This window comes from Myroides sp. 1354 (assembly GCF_030324495.1).
In the GTDB taxonomy this organism is placed as follows: Bacteria; Bacteroidota; Bacteroidia; order Flavobacteriales; family Flavobacteriaceae; genus Flavobacterium.
In genome coordinates, this window is record NZ_JACAGN010000003.1 from 146,682 (window position 1) to 165,975 (window position 19,294).

The 19,294-nt window shown below is 35.1% G+C and carries 15 protein-coding genes; 9 read left to right on the forward strand and 6 right to left on the reverse strand.

Translation table 11 applies throughout. From position 1 onward, the window contains the following. Positions 1-32: 32 nt before the first annotated feature. The gene (locus tag HX004_RS05135) at positions 33-806 is read right to left on the reverse strand and encodes an alpha/beta fold hydrolase (RefSeq protein WP_286441263.1); all 774 of its coding nucleotides are present in this window, start codon (positions 804-806) and stop codon (positions 33-35) included. Then, positions 806-1,519, reverse strand: coding sequence for a pyridoxine 5'-phosphate synthase (locus tag HX004_RS05140; protein ID WP_286441264.1), 714 nt, complete (start codon positions 1,517-1,519; stop codon positions 806-808). Before HX004_RS05140 ends, HX004_RS05135 begins: the two co-directional genes overlap by 1 nt. A 94-nt stretch (positions 1,520-1,613) precedes the next feature. On the opposite strand from HX004_RS05140, the gene HX004_RS05145 reads away from it, so the two are divergent. The 8 genes from HX004_RS05145 (at position 1,614) to murI (ending at position 10,076) form a co-directional block, all read left to right on the forward strand. Continuing rightward, entirely contained in the window at positions 1,614-2,273 is a 660-nt protein-coding gene (locus tag HX004_RS05145) for a CBS domain-containing protein (protein ID WP_286441265.1), read from the forward strand. 1 nt (position 2,274) lies between these two features. Next, the gene (locus tag HX004_RS05150; RefSeq protein WP_286441266.1) at positions 2,275-3,159 is read left to right on the forward strand and encodes an NAD kinase; all 885 of its coding nucleotides are present in this window, start codon (positions 2,275-2,277) and stop codon (positions 3,157-3,159) included. 134 nt (positions 3,160-3,293) lie between these two features. After that, positions 3,294-3,974, forward strand: coding sequence for a type IX secretion system protein PorG (porG, locus tag HX004_RS05155; protein ID WP_286441267.1), 681 nt, complete (start codon positions 3,294-3,296; stop codon positions 3,972-3,974). Further along, positions 3,975-4,715 (forward strand): undecaprenyl pyrophosphate synthase, encoded by a 741-nt coding sequence (uppS, locus tag HX004_RS05160; protein WP_286441268.1) that lies wholly within the window; start codon positions 3,975-3,977, stop codon positions 4,713-4,715. 11 nt (positions 4,716-4,726) lie between these two features. Further along, complete coding sequence (locus HX004_RS05165) at positions 4,727-7,393, forward strand: BamA/OMP85 family outer membrane protein (RefSeq protein ID WP_286441269.1); 2,667 nt, start codon at positions 4,727-4,729, stop codon at positions 7,391-7,393. Between the two features lie 29 nt (positions 7,394-7,422). Continuing rightward, a complete protein-coding gene (locus HX004_RS05170; RefSeq protein ID WP_286441270.1) occupies positions 7,423-8,697 on the forward strand; it encodes an OmpH/Skp family outer membrane protein in 1,275 nt (424 codons plus the stop codon). 22 nt (positions 8,698-8,719) lie between these two features. Continuing rightward, a complete protein-coding gene (locus tag HX004_RS05175; protein WP_286441271.1) occupies positions 8,720-9,235 on the forward strand; it encodes an OmpH/Skp family outer membrane protein in 516 nt (171 codons plus the stop codon). 61 nt (positions 9,236-9,296) lie between these two features. Further along, on the forward strand, positions 9,297-10,076 hold the full coding sequence (gene murI / locus HX004_RS05180) for a glutamate racemase (protein ID WP_286441272.1): 780 nt from the start codon (positions 9,297-9,299) through the stop codon (positions 10,074-10,076). 92 nt (positions 10,077-10,168) lie between these two features. On the opposite strand, the gene HX004_RS05185 is transcribed toward murI, so the two are convergent. From HX004_RS05185 to HX004_RS05200, 4 genes are read right to left on the reverse strand one after another with little or no spacing between them, the layout of a single operon-like run. After that, complete coding sequence (locus HX004_RS05185) at positions 10,169-10,714, reverse strand: gamma carbonic anhydrase family protein (protein WP_286441273.1); 546 nt, start codon at positions 10,712-10,714, stop codon at positions 10,169-10,171. Positions 10,715-10,765: 51 nt separating this feature from the next. Beyond that, positions 10,766-11,776: a PorP/SprF family type IX secretion system membrane protein gene (locus HX004_RS05190; RefSeq protein ID WP_286441274.1), complete on the reverse strand. Its 1,011-nt coding sequence runs from the start codon at positions 11,774-11,776 to the stop codon at positions 10,766-10,768. An 8-nt stretch (positions 11,777-11,784) separates the two neighbouring features. Continuing rightward, a complete protein-coding gene (locus HX004_RS05195; RefSeq protein WP_286441275.1) occupies positions 11,785-17,724 on the reverse strand; it encodes an FIDD domain-containing protein in 5,940 nt (1,979 codons plus the stop codon). Between the two features lie 4 nt (positions 17,725-17,728). Then, on the reverse strand, positions 17,729-18,145 hold the full coding sequence (locus tag HX004_RS05200) for a hypothetical protein (RefSeq protein ID WP_286441276.1): 417 nt from the start codon (positions 18,143-18,145) through the stop codon (positions 17,729-17,731). Positions 18,146-18,354: 209 nt separating this feature from the next. Between HX004_RS05200 and HX004_RS05205 the strand changes: the two genes are divergently transcribed. Further along, complete coding sequence (locus HX004_RS05205; protein WP_286441277.1) at positions 18,355-19,254, forward strand: NifU family protein; 900 nt, start codon at positions 18,355-18,357, stop codon at positions 19,252-19,254. The last annotated feature ends 40 nt before the right edge of the window (positions 19,255-19,294 follow it).

Below are 19,294 nucleotides of genomic sequence, written 5' to 3' on the forward strand. Positions count from 1 at the left end.
AAGAGCCTTTCGGTCATTATTTATTTTCACTGTTACGCTAAGAAATTAGCTACAAGTTCAAAAAACAGCTGTGGGTTTTCGGCATGCAACCAATGTCCTGCATTGGGAATCGTTTCAATTGTTGCTTGAGGAAAATGCTCTTTAATGAGTACTTCATCTTTTTCTTGAATGTATTTTGAAGCACCACCTCGTACAAAAAGCGTAGGTTTATCAAACAAGGCAGCCTCGTCTATTCCTTCACCCACCACATTTTCATCTTTGTTAAAGACATCCAGGTTAAATCGAAAAGCCAATTGATCTGGTTCTTTCCAATACAAGCTTTTCAGCAAGAATTGCTTGGTACCAAAATCTGCAATCCGAGCACTCACAATCTCATCTACTTCTTTTCTAGTTGGCTTTAAAGAAAAATCCACTGCATTTAACGCTTCTAAAATATCTTGATGATGAGGCGCATAAGAACGAGGAGAAATATCAGCAACAATTAATTTTTCTACGCGGTTTGGATATTTTGTCGCCAAGTGCATGGCTACTTTTCCTCCCATTGAATGTCCTAATACAATAGCATCACACATATTGTAATGATCCATATAGCGAATAATATCCTCTACCATCACCTCATAAGACCACTTTTCGGAATGAAAACTTCGCCCGTGATTTCTCAAATCAATCAAATGCATTTCATATCCTTTCTCTGCCATTTGTCGACCGAACGTATTCCAATTATCTGACATTCCAAAATATCCATGTAATACAAGCATGGGGATTCCTCCCTCCCCTTCAATTTTCGAATATAAAATCCCTTCCATTAACTCAATTTATTTATATACATATTCACTACATTTTCCAATCCCAAATAAAGTGATTCAGCAATTAAAGCATGCCCAATAGACACTTCTAATAAATTGGGGATATTCGCTTTAAAGAATTGGATATTGTCTAAACTCAAATCATGTCCAGCATTAATACCTAAGCCCAATTCCGTAGCTAATGTTGCAGCCTTGACATAAGGTTCAATACCCTTTTCATTTCCCAAGCCATATTGTGTCGCAAATTCTTCTGTGTATAATTCAATGCGATCTGTTCCCACTATCTTTGCTCCTTCAATCATCTCCAATACAGGATCAACAAAAATAGATGTGCGAATGCCTTGTTGTCTACACTCTTGAATTACTTCTGTCAAAAAATCTTTGTGCTTAATGGTATCCCATCCAGCATTTGATGTCAAAGCATCCACTGCGTCTGGCACTAAAGTCACCTGCGTCGGTTTACATTCAAACACCAACTTCAGAAAGTTATCCATCGGGTTTCCTTCAATATTATACTCTGTATGAACAACTTGCACCAAATCTCTCGCATCTTGATAACGGATATGACGTTCGTCCGGTCGAGGGTGGATTGTTACACCTGCGGCACCAAATTTTTGAACATCTTCAGCAACTTTTAATAAATTAGGTACATTACCTCCTCTTGAATTTCTTAAGGTGGCAATTTTATTGATATTTACAGATAGCTTTGTCATAATTAAGATATTAAAAAACAAAAATACAAAGTATAATTAAGGCTTATTGGTTTATTTTTAATTATTTTGCAAAAGCATTTCAATCGAACTTATTTTGATAACTTTAGAATCTTTATTCATTGACGCACCAAGTCTTACTGCCAATACGGAAGTAAGCGAGGTCATACCCTTTTTAAATCAGCACGATTATTCACATCTCGCACTTGTCGATTCAGACAATAAATGGGTGGGTACTATTGCTACTGATGTTTTATATGACGTTGATGAAACAGAAAAGATTGCCAACCTACAGTATCGCGTAGAGTCCTTTTTTGTCTACACGACAGATGATTTAGCAAAAATGGCCGATGCATTTATTCTCAACACTTGCAATCTATTGCCTGTCTTAGACGAAGATATGCACCTAAAAGGCATGCTACCCAAAACTGCCTTAACTGAAAATTTACTTGAAAGTACATTTTTAACTGAGCCAGGGACAACGCTGATTCTCGAAGTTCGTTCAGAAGCTTATAGTCTTTCAACAGTGGTACAATTGGTAGAAAGCAACAATGCTAAATTACTCGGCATTTTAGTACTACAAACAAAAGACCACAAGACACAACTCCTCTTGCGTTTGAATCAAAAGAACATTGAGGCAATTATTCAAGACTTTCGACGTTTTGATTTTGAGATAATCTCTCAACACGACGAAGACTTGCATCAAAACAAGTTGATTGAACATTCCAATTATCTAAACAAATTTTTAAACCTATAGTATGAAATTTGCAATTTACGGGCAAACCAATAAAACCATTGTACAACAAATCGTTCATCGTCTTTTAAATGTGTTTGAGACGTATAATCCTACCATTATTTTTGAAAGCAATTTTTACAATCTTTTGAACGAAATAAACCTACTGCCTACGACTTATGAAACCTTTGGTGATGAGAATGAACTTCCTGCGGATGTCAATTTCTTTATCAGTATTGGTGGAGATGGCACAATGTTGAGAGCCGCAAATTTCATCAAAGACAAAAACATTCCCATTGTAGGAATCAATGCGGGTCGTTTGGGTTTTTTAGCCAACATACAGGAAGACACCATTGAAGAGCATTTACCTCATTTATTTAAGGAAACCTATAAATTATCGAGAAGAGCCTTACTGACGATTGCATGTGACCCAGTAAACAATTCAAATTTCGATATTAATTTCGCCTTAAATGATATTACAGTATCTCGTAAAAACACAACATCCATGATTACCGTTGAGACTTATTTGGACAATGAATATTTAGCCACGTATTGGGCAGATGGATTGATTATTTCGACTCCATCGGGTTCAACTGGATACTCCTTAAGTTGTGGAGGGCCCATTATAGAACCAGAGACGGGTTGTTTCGTCATCACTCCATTAGCACCACACAATTTAAATGTGCGTCCTCTGGTAATTCGAGATAATCTTACCATCAAATTAAAAGTCAATGCAAGAGAAAGTCAATTTTTACTTTCTGTTGACAGTAACACCCAAGCGGTAAACAACGAAACAGAAGTAACTATTTCAAAGGCACCGTTTACCATTAATTTGGTTGAATTTCCTCAACAGAGTTTCATCAAAACCCTGCGAAATAAATTACTTTGGGGAGAAGATAAGCGCAATTAAAAAACGACGAATGTCATTTTTTTCGCTACATTTATTGTTTCGGACAAGATTTTGTTAGTATTTGCACCAACAAAATCTTTTTTTTCAAACAAAGAGAGTTCATTATTACTATATTTGTGAATTATTTTAACAAAATGAAAAAGGCCTTAATTACATTTATCTTACTACTTGCCATGCCATTAGCATACGCTCAGATTCATGAGGTAGGTTTTGGTTTAGGGGGTACAAACTATGTTGGTGATGTTGGATCGACACAGTTTATCAATCCAAAAAATATAGGCTATAACGTTTTTTATAGATGGAACAAAAGTCCGCGACACTCGTATCGTTTGAGTTTTAGTCAAACCAAACTCACGGGAGATGATGCCGACGCGTCCAGTGAAAGTAGAAAAGAAAGAGGCTTGCGCTTTGACAATACCATACAGCAATTGAGCTTGGGCATTGAATTTAACTTTTTTGAATTCGATTTACACCAAGAGAATTTTGCTATGACTCCATATCTCTATACAGGTATTTCAGGTATCCGATATTCGGACATTTACCATCGAAATAAAAAGATGATAAAAGGAGATAAAAAATACACTGCGGCAATTCCCATTGCTGCCGGAATGAAGATTAGAGTAAATCCTCAGATTAATATTAATGCAGAAGTTACTGCAACTTATACCTTCACTGATAATTTAGACGGTAGTCATCCTACCTCAGCGAGCAACAAACGCTATCGCTTTGGAAAAAATGGAAATGACTGGTTTTTCTATTCGGGAATCACAATAAGTTATACTTTTGGACATAATCCTTGTTATTGCGCAGATTAAATGAAATTGAAAGAACAAATTAACATGAGCAATCTACCAAAGCACATTGCAATTATTATGGATGGCAATGGTAGATGGGCGAAACAAAGAGGTTTTCTTCGAACAATAGGCCACGAAAACGGCGTAAAATCCCTGAGAACAACCATCACAACATGCGGCGAATTAGGTGTTAACTATTTGACCTTATACGCTTTTTCTACAGAAAACTGGAATAGACCCAAATATGAAGTAGATAAATTGATGGAATTACTAATTAAAGCGTTGACCAAGGAAATCCCAACTTTTATGAAGAATGATATCGCTTTAAATGCGATAGGAAATATTAATTTACTTCCAGAAAAAGTTCGAGAAAAGTTAACAGACGCAATTGATAAAACGAAAGAAAACAAAAGGATGACTGTAACTTTAGCACTAAGTTATGGCTCCAGAGCTGAAATAATACACGCAATTAAGGAAATTTCTATTAAAGTTAAAAATAATATAATTTCAGAAGACAATATTGACGAATCAATTATTAATGAGCATCTTTACACGCATAATATGCCTGATGTTGATTTGTTAATTCGCACAAGTGGAGAGCAAAGAATAAGTAATTTCTTACTTTGGCAGATTGCTTATGCGGAATTGTATTTTACAGAGGTATTATGGCCAGACTTCTCAGAAGACGAATTGTATCGTTCTATTCTATCCTATCAGAATAGAGAAAGAAGATTTGGAAAAACTAGTGAACAAATTAAATAAAAACGAAAATAATGTTTCAAAAAGGCATCTCACTTTTTGCTCTGTTTATTGCAGGTCTAATTTGTAGTAGTGCTCAAGCACAGCAAGGGGACAATATTCCTACTTTAGAAACCCCTAAAACCTACATTTTAGGAGATATAAAAGTAACTGGTAAAATTAACTACAACCCACAGACGGTTGTTACTTTTACGGGTTTAAATAAAGGTCAAAAAATTTCTGTTCCTGGAGAGGAGATTTCAGATGCTTTAAAGAAACTGTGGAAACTCGGTTTTTTTAAAGATATTAATATTTACGAAACATCTGTTGTTAACGATACGATTAATTTAGAGCTTACTTTAAATGAATTACCTCGTTTGAATAGCGCAAAGGTAAAAGGATTCAAAAAAGCGAAATCGGAAACAGTAACCAAAGAAGCGAAATTGACTAAAGGGAAGATTGTAAATGAAAACTTACTTTCTACAACGAAATACTACCTTTTAAATAAATACAAAAAAGACGGTTTCTACAATACAAAAGTTACACTTAATACGGTACCTACAGATTCAACAGGTAAATACGTAGATTTAATTGTGGGGATTGACAAAGGAAAAAAAGTACGTATTTCAGATATTACTTTCGATGGCAACGAGCAATTAACAAATAAACAGTTGCGTAAAGCCTTAAAAGACACGAAAAAACGCAGTCCATTCAACCCTATGCGAATTTTCAAACCTTCAAAATTCATTCAATCGAAATACGAAGAGGATTTAACGCGTCTAGTTGATAAATACAAAGAGAAAGGATACCGAGATGCCCGTATCATCACTGATACTACAGCATACAATCCTAAAACAAATCGCATGGCGATTAATATCGATGTTGAAGAAGGTAATAAATATTATATCGGAGATATCCGTTTCATCGGAAATACCGTTTACACCAACAATCAACTTCGCAATATCTTAGGAATTGAAAAAGGAGAAGTTTACAATGGTGTTTTATTAAACAAACGCATTCAAGATTCTTCGAATCCAGATGCTTATGATTTGACGAATCAATATCAAAATAATGGATATCTATTCTCCAATATTACCCCAGTAGAGGTAAAGACGGCGAATGATACGATTGATTTTGAAATCCGAATCACGGAAGGTCCTATTGCGCGTTTCAACAACATTACCGTTCGCGGAAACGAATATACCCACGATCACGTTATTCACCGTACCTTAAAAACTAGACCTGGAGAAATCTGGAGCAAAGCCATGGTAATGGAGACGATGCGACGTCTAGGAGCCTTGAATATTTTTGATGCACAAGCTATTGTACCAGACATTTTAAATCCAGATCCAACCTCAGGAACAGTAGATGTGGAATGGTCAGTGGCAGAAAAAGGATCCAGTCAAGTTGAATTACAAGGAGGATATGGTGGAGGTGGTTTCATCGGAACCTTAGGATTGTCGTTTAACAACTTCTCTTTGCGAAACATTTTCAATAAAAAAGCATACCACCCTTTCCCTATGGGAGACGGTCAGTCTTTAGCCTTGAGATTACAAGGAAGTTCATACTACCAAACTTACAGCTTGAGTTTTTCTGAGCCTTGGTTAGGAAGAAAGAAACCTGTAAACTTATTTGGTACAATTGCCTACAGTAAACAAAACTTATACGATTACTATAACAGAAGAACAGACCGCAGTAGAGGTTTCAATATTACAACGTTACAATTAGGAGTTGCGAAACAATTGAGTGTACCAGATGATTATTTTGTATTATCACACACACTTAGTTTCCAATACTATGACATGAAGAACTACAACACTGGACTATTTACGTTTGGTGATGGTTCATCGCGAAATTTAGCGTACCAAATTGAGCTAACAAGAGACAACCGAGGAATGGATCCTAACTTCCCTACTTTTGGTTCTTTCTTTAGTATTAGTGGAAAATTCACGCCTCCTTATTCCTTGTTCAACAATGTTGACTACAAGAATCTAGGAAATCAACAAGAATACAAATACAAATCAAAAGCAGGACAAATTGATCCAAATACAGGATTGGTTATTCCAGAAGGCACTTACTTAAATGCTGCAGGACAGCCTGTAAGCAACTGGCAAGACGCTACGGCTGATGCGAGTAAAGTAGATCAAAAAAGATTTAATTGGTTAGAATACTATAAATTAAAGTTCAAAGGTGATTGGTATACCACAATTTTTGATAAATTAGTATTTAGAACAGTAGGAGAATTCGGCTATATGGGAGCGTACAATAGCAACCGTGGTGTTGTTCCATTCGAGCGTTTCTATGTAGGGGGTGATGGATTAGTAAACTTCTCATTAGATGGCCGTGAGGTTGTACAATTGAGAGGGTACAAAAACCAAGCATTGACGCCAATAAATCAATATGGTGAACAAATTGGTGGTACGATATACAATAAATTCACCCTAGAATTACGTTATCCTATTACACTAAAACCAAGTGCATCTGTATATGTATTATCATTTGCAGAGGCAGGAGCAGCATTTGACTCATTCAAAGATTACAGTCCATTTGATTTAAAACGATCTGCTGGATTGGGTGTTCGCGTGATTATGCCGATGTTTGGTCTATTGGGAATTGACTTTGGATATGGATTTGATGCACCTCCAGGAACAACTCAGAAAAATGGTTGGGAGACACACTTCATCCTTGGTCAACAGTTTTAGTGATACACTTTGCTAAAATTTAACAAATTATGAGGTATCTTTTTATTTTTTTAATCAGTATTTTTGGATATTCCTTTTCCTTTGCACAAGGTGGGTCTGCCCGAGTTGCTTATATTGATATGGAACTTATCTTGCAACACGTGCCCGAATACACGGAAGCGAGTGCACAGTTAGCATCGCGTGCAGAAGGTTGGAAACAAGAGATTGACAAAAAAAAGGAAGAGATTAAAAAGCTTAAAACGGACTTAGCAAACGAAAGAGTACTGCTGACTCGTGATTTGATAAATGAAAAAGAAGAAGACATCAGTTCGCTTGAGGACGATCTTTTAAAATATCAACAAAAATATTTTGGTACAGATGGAGAGTACTTTTCGCAAAAAATAAGTTTAGCGAAACCGATTCAAGATCAAGTATTCTCTATGGTACAAGATATTGCTGAAGCTAGAAAATACGATTATGTTTTAGATAAGAATGCAGAAACTACAATGTTGATAGCGGATAAACGCTATGATATTAGTAATTTAGTCATTCGTCGTATGACTTCTGCTCGAAGAAAACAAAACATGACAGCTGAACAAGTAGAGGCTGTGGAAAAAGAAGAGAAAGAAGAAGATGCTATTTCACTTAGACAAAGTAGACGTGAAGAACAGCAAAGACGAAGAGAAGAAGCTGAACGTCAAATGCGTCAAGAACAAAAAGAAGAAAAACAGAAGCAACAGCAAATTCAAACAGAGCATGAGCAAATTAGCAAAGAAGATTCGCTAAAACGCCAACAAGAAGAAAAACTCAAAGAGCTCAAAGAGAAAAAAGAAGAAGCGGAACGTTTAAAACAAGAAAAAATTGAAAGCCAAAAGCAACTTTTAAAACAAAAGCAAGAAGAAATTGAGCAGAAGAAGCAAGAGGATAAACAAAAGAAAGAACAACTTCAATTAGAACAAGAAAATAAAATCAAGCAACAGCAAGAAGAGGCTGAAAACCTCAAAATCCAAAGAGAGAAGAGAGCGCAGGAAGAAAGAGATAGAAGACGAGAGGAGGCAGAAAAACTCCAAAAGAACAACAAGAATGAAGAGCTTGAGAAACTAATTGCTGATCAAAAAGCTGCCGAAGCTAAACGAAGAGCAGATTTAGAGCAAAGGAAACAAGAAGCGTTGGCACAACGCAAAAAACAAATAGAGGAAACTCAACGTAAACAAGAAGAAATTAAACAACGCGTTCAACAAGAACAAGAAGAAAAACGCAAAAAAATGCTTCAAGAACAAGAAGAAATGAAAAAACAAATTGAAGCCGCAAAAAGTAACAAGTAAAATAATATAAAAAACGAATACAATGAAAAAAATGAAATCCTTATTGATTGCAGCAGTAATGTTTTTTGGCCTTAGCTTAACTACAGCAACAGCACAAACTAAAGTTGCACACATCGATGTTCAAGCTTTAATTACAGAAATGCCTGCTATGAAATCAGCTGAGGCAGAATTGAAAACATTAAGCGAAAAATATCAAAAAGAATACGGAACAATGGTATCTGAGTATCAAACAAAAGCTCAAAAATACCAAAATGAAGCTGCTACTGTAGGTGATAAAGTAAACGAAGATAGACAAAAAGAAGTGGAAGATCTTTTACAAAGAATCCAACAGTTCCAAACTACAGCTTCACAAGACTTACAAAAGAAAGAGGTTGATTTAACACAACCTATTTTTGAGAAAGCTAGAACAGCAATCCAAAAAGTAGCACGCGCTCAAGGAATCCAATATGTATTAGATTCATCAATGGGTTCTGGTGTTTTATTAGCTGACGGTACTAACTTAGCAGCTGATGTAAAAAAAGAATTAGGTATTAAATAATTTTTATATTTCAATAAAAAAGTCCGTTATTACAACGGACTTTTTTATTTTTGTTCTACTTATGAAAAATACAAATCCCATTGGTTTATTTGACTCTGGTATAGGTGGAACCACAATATGGCAGGAGATTCACAACTTAATGCCTTATGAAGATACCATTTTTCTAGCAGATCAAAAGAATGCACCTTATGGCACACAAACCAAAGAAGCCATTCAAGCGCTATCGCATAAAAATGTAAAATACCTAGTTGATCAAGGATGTAAATTGGTTATTGTAGCTTGTAATACAGCAACAACTAACGCCATTCAAGAATTGCGTTCCTCTTTTTCAATTCCGATCATAGGTATAGAACCTGCTATTAAACCGGCCTCTCTATTGACTAAAACCTCAACAATAGGCGTTTTAGCTACAAAAGGAACCATTACAAGTGATTTATTCACTTCTAAGCTAAAACTATACCCAAATGTCAAAATAATTGAGCAAATCGGCTATAATCTTGTTACGTTAATTGAAGCAGGAAAAATTCATTCACAAGAAATGAAAGACCTTTTGCAACTCTATTTGCTCCCTATGGTGGAACAAGGCATGGATACCCTTGTGTTGGGATGTACACACTACCCCTACTTAACTCCTATCATAAAAACAATTATTCCCGATCATATTTTAGTTATTGATTCTGGAGAAGCGGTTGCTAAGCACACCCAAAAAGTATTAGCTGATCATCAGCTACTGACCACAAATGATCAACCTGGAAACACACAATTTTATACCAATATTGACCCTTCTGTTTTACAAACATTTGCGCCAAAAGATATCCAAGTTCAACAAATTGAATTTTAAAAGAAGCATTGCACAGTAGCAATGCTTCTTTGTTTCTGCTCATTCAAAACAAAAAAAGCAGTAAGGAAATTACCTTACTGCTTTTTTTGTTCTTATGCATTTGAGTCTTCTTTTTCTTGTTGATTTTCTTCTTTAAACCAACTGGAATACATCACATAATTATTCGCAATACGCTCTATTTCCCCCGCGAAATCCGAAGCACTGATATCTTTTACCTTCTTTGCAGGAACTCCTGCATAAATACTCCCAGATTCGATCACTGTGTTTTGTGTTACCACAGCTCCTGCTGCGATAATCGTATTGCTGTGTACGACACAATTATCCATCACAATAGCTCCCATTCCAACAAGAACATTATCGTGTATCACACAACCATGCACCATAGCATTGTGTCCAATAGAAACATTATTTCCAATTACAGTAGGGTGCTTTTCATAGGTACAATGAATCACTGCTCCATCTTGAATATTAACTTTATCTCCAATAGTTATTGAATTTACATCACCACGAATCACGGCATTAAACCAAATACTACAGGAGATTCCTATTGTAACATCTCCAACGATAGTTGCATTTTCAGCGATATAACAATCTGCTGGTATTTGCGGATACTTTCCTCTTATTTCCTTTATTATCATACGTCGTTATATTATATAAAAAAAAGTCCCGATAAATATCGGGACTTTTTTTTAATCATGTAAGTTAGGACAATTACAATCTAATGTGCTTCGTTTTCCAAACAGATTAACTCCAAGTGTAAACAAGTGGAATCCTCCTTTGTTAAACGTATTATCTCCTAATTCATGCGTATACGTATAAGTCAAACTAAACATTTTATAAGATCCTCCAAGTAATGGACTGATACTTTGATTTGCTTGTTTTTTCGTCTTACCATTTTTCATGTACTCTGCTCTATTGAAATCGCGTCTGTAAGACACTCCTGCCCAAAGTTTAGCGTTGTCAAAATTTTTGTACACTTTCATGTTCACATCTGCTAACTTCATTTCCGTTTCTTCTACATACTGCAATAAAACAGAAGGCTCATACATCCATCCACCGTTGTAACGTGTGTTTCCGAAGGTATAACCTCCACCTAATAAATAACGGCGGAAATTGCTACTTTCTGCGTCGGTGTACAATTCTCTTTTACTAGTAACCGCATTTTTCACAGTAAACATAGAGAAGAACTCTCCACGGTGATAAGCTGCTCCAAAATCTACAGAGAAATAACTGTCTTTTACTTCAAGACCACCACTTAAAGTTGGATCATAAACCGAACCGAATTCTGTTTCATCTAATGTAGTTCGAGCAAAACCAGCGCTCATACCAAACGATAACATATTCAATTCATAGCGTGATTCACTGAACGTAATATGATGTGCATACGTCAACTTCGCTCCAGTATCTGAATGATATCCATTCTTATCTTTGAAAGCGATGATACCAATACCCGATCGTTCTCCGACGCGGGTATTGATTGTTAAAGTTTGAGTTTGCGGTGCATCATCTGTATCACCCCATTGTTGTCTGATCGCTCCTCTTATCTGTGTACTATTTTTCAATCCGGCCATTGCTGGGTGAATCAAATAATAGTTATCAGCCAAATAATCCGAATACATAGGTAATCCACCGTCTTGCGCCTGGCCCATTTGAGTAACCAATAACGCAACTGCTAAATATCTTTTCTTAAATATTTTCATATCCTAAATTATCGTTTTAATGAGAAGTGTCCTTTGTATTGAACCTTTCTAGGAACTTGATTTGCTTGTTTCGCCTCTTCTAAATATTCTACAGTAAACCAATAATCTGTTGATGGCATTGGTTTCCCATTAAATGTACCATCCCATCCTCCATTTGCAGGAGTAAACTGAGAAAGCAACTTACCATATCTATCATAGATATAAATCACTGCTTCTGGGTGTCCTTTTAATGTTGGAATATTCCATGTATCATTAAATCCATCTCCGTTTGGTGTAAAGAATTTAGGATAACCTAAAACAAATATATCAACATATTGTGGACAGATTGATCTTTGATCTTTATATCTCACCCAAACTCTATGTGTTCCATTTAATACATCATAGAAAACTCTTGAATCTTGATAAGCTCCTTCATCCAAAGCAAACTCGAACAATCTAGCATCCGTTGGACTTTCAACTACAATAGAAATTCGCTCTTCTCCATCTATAGCACCTAAAATACCTTTTGAATCGGCATTCATGATTTTAATCTTGATCTCTTCAACCGTATTAAGTATTATAGCATTACTTGTATTCGAACATTGTTGTCCTTTGTATTTAACAACAACTCTAAACATATTACCTTGTTCAATACTCTCTACTACATAATAAGATTTCGTAGCTCCAGCAATTGGAGTAAACGCTCCAATTGTACCATTCCTTCTCTCCCATTGGAATTCATAATCTCCAGCTTTAAATCCAGAATCAATTGTATATGGATCTACTAATTTTTTTGTATTGTAGTCGATACACACTAATGTACTTGTTGGTAAAACTGGTGCAATCGGTGTTTCGAATACTGTTAATGTAAATCTCGTTTCATCTTGACAGTAGAATACTGTTCCAGCAGGTCCTACTTGCTTAATAATAGCGACAATTTCATGTGATCCGATAGGCAAGACAAAACGACCTAAATCAGCTACATCAATCAATGCATTTCTATAATAATACTCAACTTCTAAATCAGCTGGATCAATAACTTGCGCTCCTTTGATTTCATCAGTAAATAAATTGAGATTGAATGTTGCAGTTCCACCAGATCCGGCAGGTGTAGCACATACCTCAATTCTAGTCTTATCTGTCAAATCTATTGGGAACGCTACTACTTTCTGTTCAATTGACAAAATTAGTTTATCCACATAGAAACAACCCGTTTTCTTATCTGTTAATCTTACGTAAATTTCTTGCTGGAACGCAACGATATTAGTATAATCATACAGAAGAGGATTACTATCATTCATTGCCCCGTTTAAGGTTGTATAGAATGTGATCGTATAATCCGCAGCATTTCTACCATCCAATATTTCATCAAACTTTGTTCTTAAATCAAATTTTGCAAATGGACTTGGATTGTCTAAACAATAAGTATAAGGACTTAATGGTCCAAAATACGGTTGTAGATTCACCTTCAATGGTAATTGAACTAATACAAAACAACTCTCTGGTACTCCTCCATTATTCTTAGCTACTCTTACCCAAACGATTCTTGTTCCTGTCACATAATTTGTAGGGAATGGAATAGCATTTAAATTTGCCGTAGCATCTGCTTCAGATTCAAAATAACTGAATAATAAATTCGGATCTTGATTTCTCATATCCTCTTCAGCTAATCTTAAATTAAATTCAGCTTTACCATCTCTAGTTTGAAACTCACACATCTCTAAAGGCTTAGGATTGAAGTTTGGCACAGGTAAAGGTTTAACTCGAATAACCAAAGGTCTAATACTTCTACATCCATTTCTTCCTTCTACAGATATCCAAATTGTTTGAGGATTTGTTCTATTCACATAGTTTCTCGTATTCTGAATTGGGTTTCTGTTGTTCTCTGCATCTTCTTTCGATTCATAATAACCAAATACAGCTCCAAAAACCTCAACACCTAATAACAGTTCAGATTCTCTTTCATGTAAGTTAAATGTAGCAGATACACCAGGTAATGATGAATCTTGACATAACTCAATTGGAGTCAATACTGTTGCAATCTCTAATGGATTTTTAATTTCCAATAAGAAAGAACCAATTACATAACATTTTGTAACCGTATTTTCAATTCTAACCCAGATTCTTTGATTTAATATTGTATTTGTAAATACCTCTGGGGTGGTAATTCTGTTTCTCTTATTCAATGCATCATCTTCCGATAAATAGTAGACGATACTAATATTTGCTGGATCAACTTGTTGCTCAGCTAAGATGCGTTCGTTCTGATCGGTTAAATCAAAAATAGCGCTTGTACCATCATGTCTATCCGTACACATCACTAAATTTTCAAGTGCCACTGGTAATGTAGGTGCAGCTACTACAACAATTCTCAATGGTTTGACTGTGAAACAACGCGTTACAGGATCAAGTGCTTTCACCCAAATTATAGAAACACCCGGTTGAATATTGGTATAATTTGTTGGAGTCAAAATACGATCAATATCGTTGTATGCATTTTCTTCCAACTCATAAAAATGATATTCTAAACCAACAACTCCAACTTGAATCGTGTTAACAATATCCACTAAGTTAAAAGAAGTTACACCCGTTTCTCCATAACTACAAACTTGGAATGGATCATTTGAGATATTTAATGTAGGCAAAGCATCTACACGTAATGCTAATGTTCTTACTACATGACATCCCGCTTCATTTTCGATACGAACAAAGATTGTTTGATAGTAAGCCACTTCATTTTGATAACTATTAGGCAAACTATTTCGATTAGTGTCCGCATCAGCTTCTGTTTTATGATAGCTAATGATTAACCCTCTTTGGCCATTTGAAATTACGTTCTTATAACCAAGTAAATCGAAGGTTCCGATTCCGTTATTTTCTACTGCACTACACAATTTATAGGTAGGCAACATGGCAGGAACATTAGGCAATAATTTTGTAGTTAACACTAAGCGCGTTACTGCATAACATCCTGTTGTTCTATCCTCTACTCTTACCCAAACAACGTAAGCAGTTGTATTTGAAAAAGTATCAGCATTTTCTATAGAAAATTCTCCTCTATGCGCATTATTTTCTGTTAAGTAATAAGTAATTTCAAAATTCGCAGCATTTTGACCTCCTAAAATCTCAGATTCTTTTAAGTGCAAATTATAAATTACTTCTCTATTTTGACTCTCTACACAAGCAGCGAAAGGTGTAGGTTCTACAATTCTAGGCGAACGTGAAATTACCAACTCAATCGGTACAATTTCAAAACATCCTGAACGGTCAAAAGCAATTCTAGCATAAATCGTTTGATTGTTTGGAATTGTATTCGTAAATGTATCTGATAAATTATTGATATTTCTTTGTGCATCAGCCTGAGAAGTAAAATAACGCACACTTATATTAGGTAATATATTACCAAACAATTGATACGTAATTGTACTTGTTGAGAACTCTGCTATACCATCATTATTTGTTGAACAATTAAAAATGGTAACATCATCTGCATGATCAGGAATATCTGCTACAATTAAATCTATAGGTGTTGTTACAAAACACTTTGTTCTTGCGTGCTCAACACGTGCCCAGATTGTAGTTGCTGTATTTTGATAAATGTTAGGTAAACGATTCGCCGCCAAACCAGCAATTGCATTGGCTTCTGTAGCATAATAACTAACAATTAAATTGGGTCTACCACCTGTTAGTGTTAAATTACTCAGTGACAAATTAAATTCACCGATAGACTTCTCTGCATTAATAGGGCAACCAAAAATTTCATCTACTGGAAATATAGTTGGCACCTCTTCAATGAATAGTCTAAAACTTGTAGTAGCATAAGCCTCAAGATTTGTATTACTTTGTACACGTACATAAATAGTTTGTCCATGTGTTCCAGTAAAATTCGCTAAATCCGCTGTTGGAATTGCATTATTCCCTGTAGCTGCATCTGCTTGTGTTGTATAATACGTAACTGTAAATCCAGGCGCATTATTATATACAATTGGCGTTTGTACAGTTAAGTCGAAAATTGTAGCAGGATTACAAATAATTAAATTATCTAATGTGCGCAATTGTAATGCACAATTGTTTACCACTAAATTAAAATGATCAACTGTAAAACAATTTAAGCTCATTCCTGGATCAACCGCTCTAAACCAAATTTGTTTTGGACTATTATTAATATGTACAACTTGATTCACATCAATAGCATTGATATCTAATTGTGCATTTTCTTCCGATTCGTAATAATTATAGATTACATTAGGATTTGAACTAACCGAAGCTTGTACATCTCTCAAATTAAATGTACCTCTTCTTGTTTCTTGATCCATACAAGCATTTAAATTACTTGGGCTATTCACAAACAACACGGGATCAACTGTAACTGTAATGTCTTTAGTATATATACAATTAAAATTATCTGTTACCTCATACGTATATGTATAAGTACCAGGTGTTACAGGGCGAACCATTGCTCTACCATCTTCTAAATTAACTATACCTTCACCAATCCAACGTTCTGATTTAACTTCAGGTGCAAATGATAAGTCACTTGGGACAATAGATTCATCGAATTCTAAACTCCAAGAGAAAATCCAACCGTTATCTACTGCTAATTGATCTAATATTTCGATTCTCCATTCTCCATTTAATTCTGTACCAACAAAATTTTGGAAAGAATCTACGGGTAAATAAGTTCCGGGGTTAGCCGCTTGTCTTACATTACCCTGAGGTGGCATCGATACAGCAGTTGTAGCCACACCAGGACCTCCAACAATAATATTACCAGGAGTCATATCAAAACAATAGTTCCATCCTATACCAGGCCCTTCAGCCTCATCAGCTTCTCTTCCTTGCAACCATCTAGGATGACCAAAAGTTCTAGCTCCACCAGCTTGATTGTGTAATAGAACACGTTGACCATTCGGAGCAACTAAAGTGATAATTAAATCTCCCATAAAGGAGTGTTCCATATTCAAACAGACTCTAACATGATTCATGTCTTCCAATGTTTGTCCTAAACAAAACTGATCGACAAAAATACTAGTAGTATATAAATCACGTCCATCTGGAATAAAAGTTGTTCCAGCTACTGGAGGAATAGGTTCGTAGTCAAATTTTTTCAATTCAACCTCTGAATCCAAATAAATTGTTTCGTTTAAACAATAATTTGGTTTATCAGCACTCAAATCAATGGTTGCTTCATTAGAACTTACTTGTATAACGACACTGACTAGATTTTTACTTCTACATCCTTCCGAATCAATGGCAACGAGACTAAACTTATACGACCCCTCTTCATTAAATTGAGTGGTGATTTCTTTTCCACGATAGACTATATTATTTAAGTTTTCGTCTTTTCTATTTAAAATCCACTCATATTTTGCTCCTTCATTATTTCTTTCAAAGACACCATCTGCTTTTAATGTAAATGGCGTTCCTTTACAAACGCGGATTACTCCAACGTCTTCAGGACACACAGGTCTTACACCTGGATCAATTGCAGGTATTGATCCCGCAAAAACAGCTCTGATATTTTGACACTCACCTCTACAAGAAATTTTTGCACGCCAACCTGGCATTGTATTTTGATCATCTGATTCAAATACAAAAGTTAAACATCCATTACTTGTAGCTAAGTTTCCTATAACCGAAAAAGGTTCTTCAATATGACCTGAATAGGTAGCAATAGCTGCTCCATTCGCATTATCACCAGCAAAAACAGTTAATGTATCAGCATTTGCTTCAGTAATAAAGCTTTCAAAATCTAATACGATATAACTATCTTCATCATCAGGACAGATGGTAAACGTAAAGTTTTCATTATTTCCATAATGATTATCAAATCCACCTGAATCAAAGAAATAACCCGAACAGGTATCTATTCGTCCATTCGTTATGGGATATGGAGTATACTCTGAATTATTTTGGGCAAAACTCAGGTAACTACATAATAAAAATAATAGGTTAATAATTTTTTTCATACTGCTATCTTCTATAAGCTTTTTGATGAATAATAATTACAAAATTTGTGTTATCTACTCGGTACAAAGCATCTCTATTTTCAAAAAACGCCAAATTATACTTTAACACATTAAATGTATTTATATTAAATACTTCATCACGTGTTAAAGCGGTATTGTACTTGTTAAATAAGGGCACTTCAGATAACAATTGATATTTTTCATCTCTTGAATAGGCCTCTTCTCTTATTTCAACTCTTTCATTCAGTAATCTCGTTAGAGCTTCAACTCTAACATCCGATAATAGTTTCATATTATCACGATAGACTTCTGATATTCGAGGGTCTAAAGTTGTCGTTCCTTCTTGCGCCTTTGATGAAAAACTCAAGAGTATAGCTCCAACTAGGATAATTACAGAGCTAAAAACTGTTTTAAACTTCATACGTTACACACTTTATAAAAATTATTATTCATTTATTACTATTATAAAATTCTAAAATAGATTAACTTACGTTCAGAACTAGAATTAAAAGACTTGTATTTTAACGCTGTTAATTCATACTTAATTATATGTTAATTATATGTTTAAAAAACCAAATATACAGATTCGTAGAATATAAGTTTGTTAATTTTGAAAAAAAATAAAACAAAATGTCACAGATTAAAATTCAAAATACTCAAAACCCAGCAATTGTCAAGTTTATCCTCCCTGATTTCATCACAAAAGGAGACAATTTTGAGTTCAAAAACATTGATGAAACTGCATCATCTCCATTAGCGAGAGAACTTTTCTACTTACCTTTTGTAAAAACGGTATTTATTGCAAATAATTTTATCGCCATTGAAAAATTTTCAATCGTAGAATGGGATGACGTGCAAGACACTGTTGCAGATCAAATCCAAACTTTCATGGCTAAAGGTAAGAAAATCTTAATAGAATCTAAAGATGTTCACAAAAAACATCCAATTACGATTTATGCGGAATCAACGCCAAATCCTGCAGTGATCAAGTTTGTTGCCAACAAGGCATTAACCAAGCAAGGGGTTGAGTTTAAAAACATTGACGAAGCAATGTCTTCGCCATTAGCGAAAGAACTGTTTAAATTGCCTTTTGTACGCGAAGTATTCATTGACGAGAATTACGTTTCTATTTCTAAATATGAAGCATTTGATTGGAATGAATTCATCCAATCTACCCGTTCTTTTATTAAGGAATTTTTAGAAAAAGGAAACTTAGCAGTAGACGAAGCTTTAGTAACAAATGTTGCCGAATTAGAGAAACAAGCGGATATTCACTTTGACTCTTTAGACGAGAAATCACAACGCATCATTAATATTTTAGAAGAAAATGTGAAACCAGCGGTTCAAGCGGATGGTGGAAATATTGCCTTCCAAAACTACAACCAAGAAACGAACGTCGTACAAGTCATTTTACAAGGAGCTTGTAGCGGATGTCCCTCTTCTACTTTTACCTTAAAGAATGGAATTGAAAGTATGTTGAGACATATGCTCGCGGATGAAGCTATCGTTGTTGAAGCAATCAATGGATAATACTCCTTAGTTATATCAAAACAAAAAGCGCTTGAAAGTT

Coding starts and splice junctions, on each gene's coding strand:
- HX004_RS05140 (WP_286441264.1), bottom strand. CDS start 1,519: ATGACAAAGCTATCTGTAAATATCAATAAAATTGCCACCTTAAGAAAT.
- HX004_RS05190 (WP_286441274.1), bottom strand. CDS start 11,776: ATGAAAATATTTAAGAAAAGATATTTAGCAGTTGCGTTATTGGTTACT.
- HX004_RS05135 (WP_286441263.1), bottom strand. CDS start 806: ATGGAAGGGATTTTATATTCGAAAATTGAAGGGGAGGGAGGAATCCCC.
- HX004_RS05200 (WP_286441276.1), bottom strand. CDS start 18,145: ATGAAGTTTAAAACAGTTTTTAGCTCTGTAATTATCCTAGTTGGAGCT.
- HX004_RS05195 (WP_286441275.1), bottom strand. CDS start 17,724: ATGAAAAAAATTATTAACCTATTATTTTTATTATGTAGTTACCTGAGT.
- HX004_RS05165 (WP_286441269.1), top strand. CDS start 4,727: ATGTTTCAAAAAGGCATCTCACTTTTTGCTCTGTTTATTGCAGGTCTA.
- HX004_RS05170 (WP_286441270.1), top strand. CDS start 7,423: ATGAGGTATCTTTTTATTTTTTTAATCAGTATTTTTGGATATTCCTTT.
- murI (WP_286441272.1), top strand. CDS start 9,297: ATGAAAAATACAAATCCCATTGGTTTATTTGACTCTGGTATAGGTGGA.
- HX004_RS05175 (WP_286441271.1), top strand. CDS start 8,720: ATGAAAAAAATGAAATCCTTATTGATTGCAGCAGTAATGTTTTTTGGC.
- HX004_RS05185 (WP_286441273.1), bottom strand. CDS start 10,714: ATGATAATAAAGGAAATAAGAGGAAAGTATCCGCAAATACCAGCAGAT.
- HX004_RS05150 (WP_286441266.1), top strand. CDS start 2,275: ATGAAATTTGCAATTTACGGGCAAACCAATAAAACCATTGTACAACAA.
- HX004_RS05205 (WP_286441277.1), top strand. CDS start 18,355: ATGTCACAGATTAAAATTCAAAATACTCAAAACCCAGCAATTGTCAAG.
- porG (WP_286441267.1), top strand. CDS start 3,294: ATGAAAAAGGCCTTAATTACATTTATCTTACTACTTGCCATGCCATTA.
- uppS (WP_286441268.1), top strand. CDS start 3,975: ATGAAATTGAAAGAACAAATTAACATGAGCAATCTACCAAAGCACATT.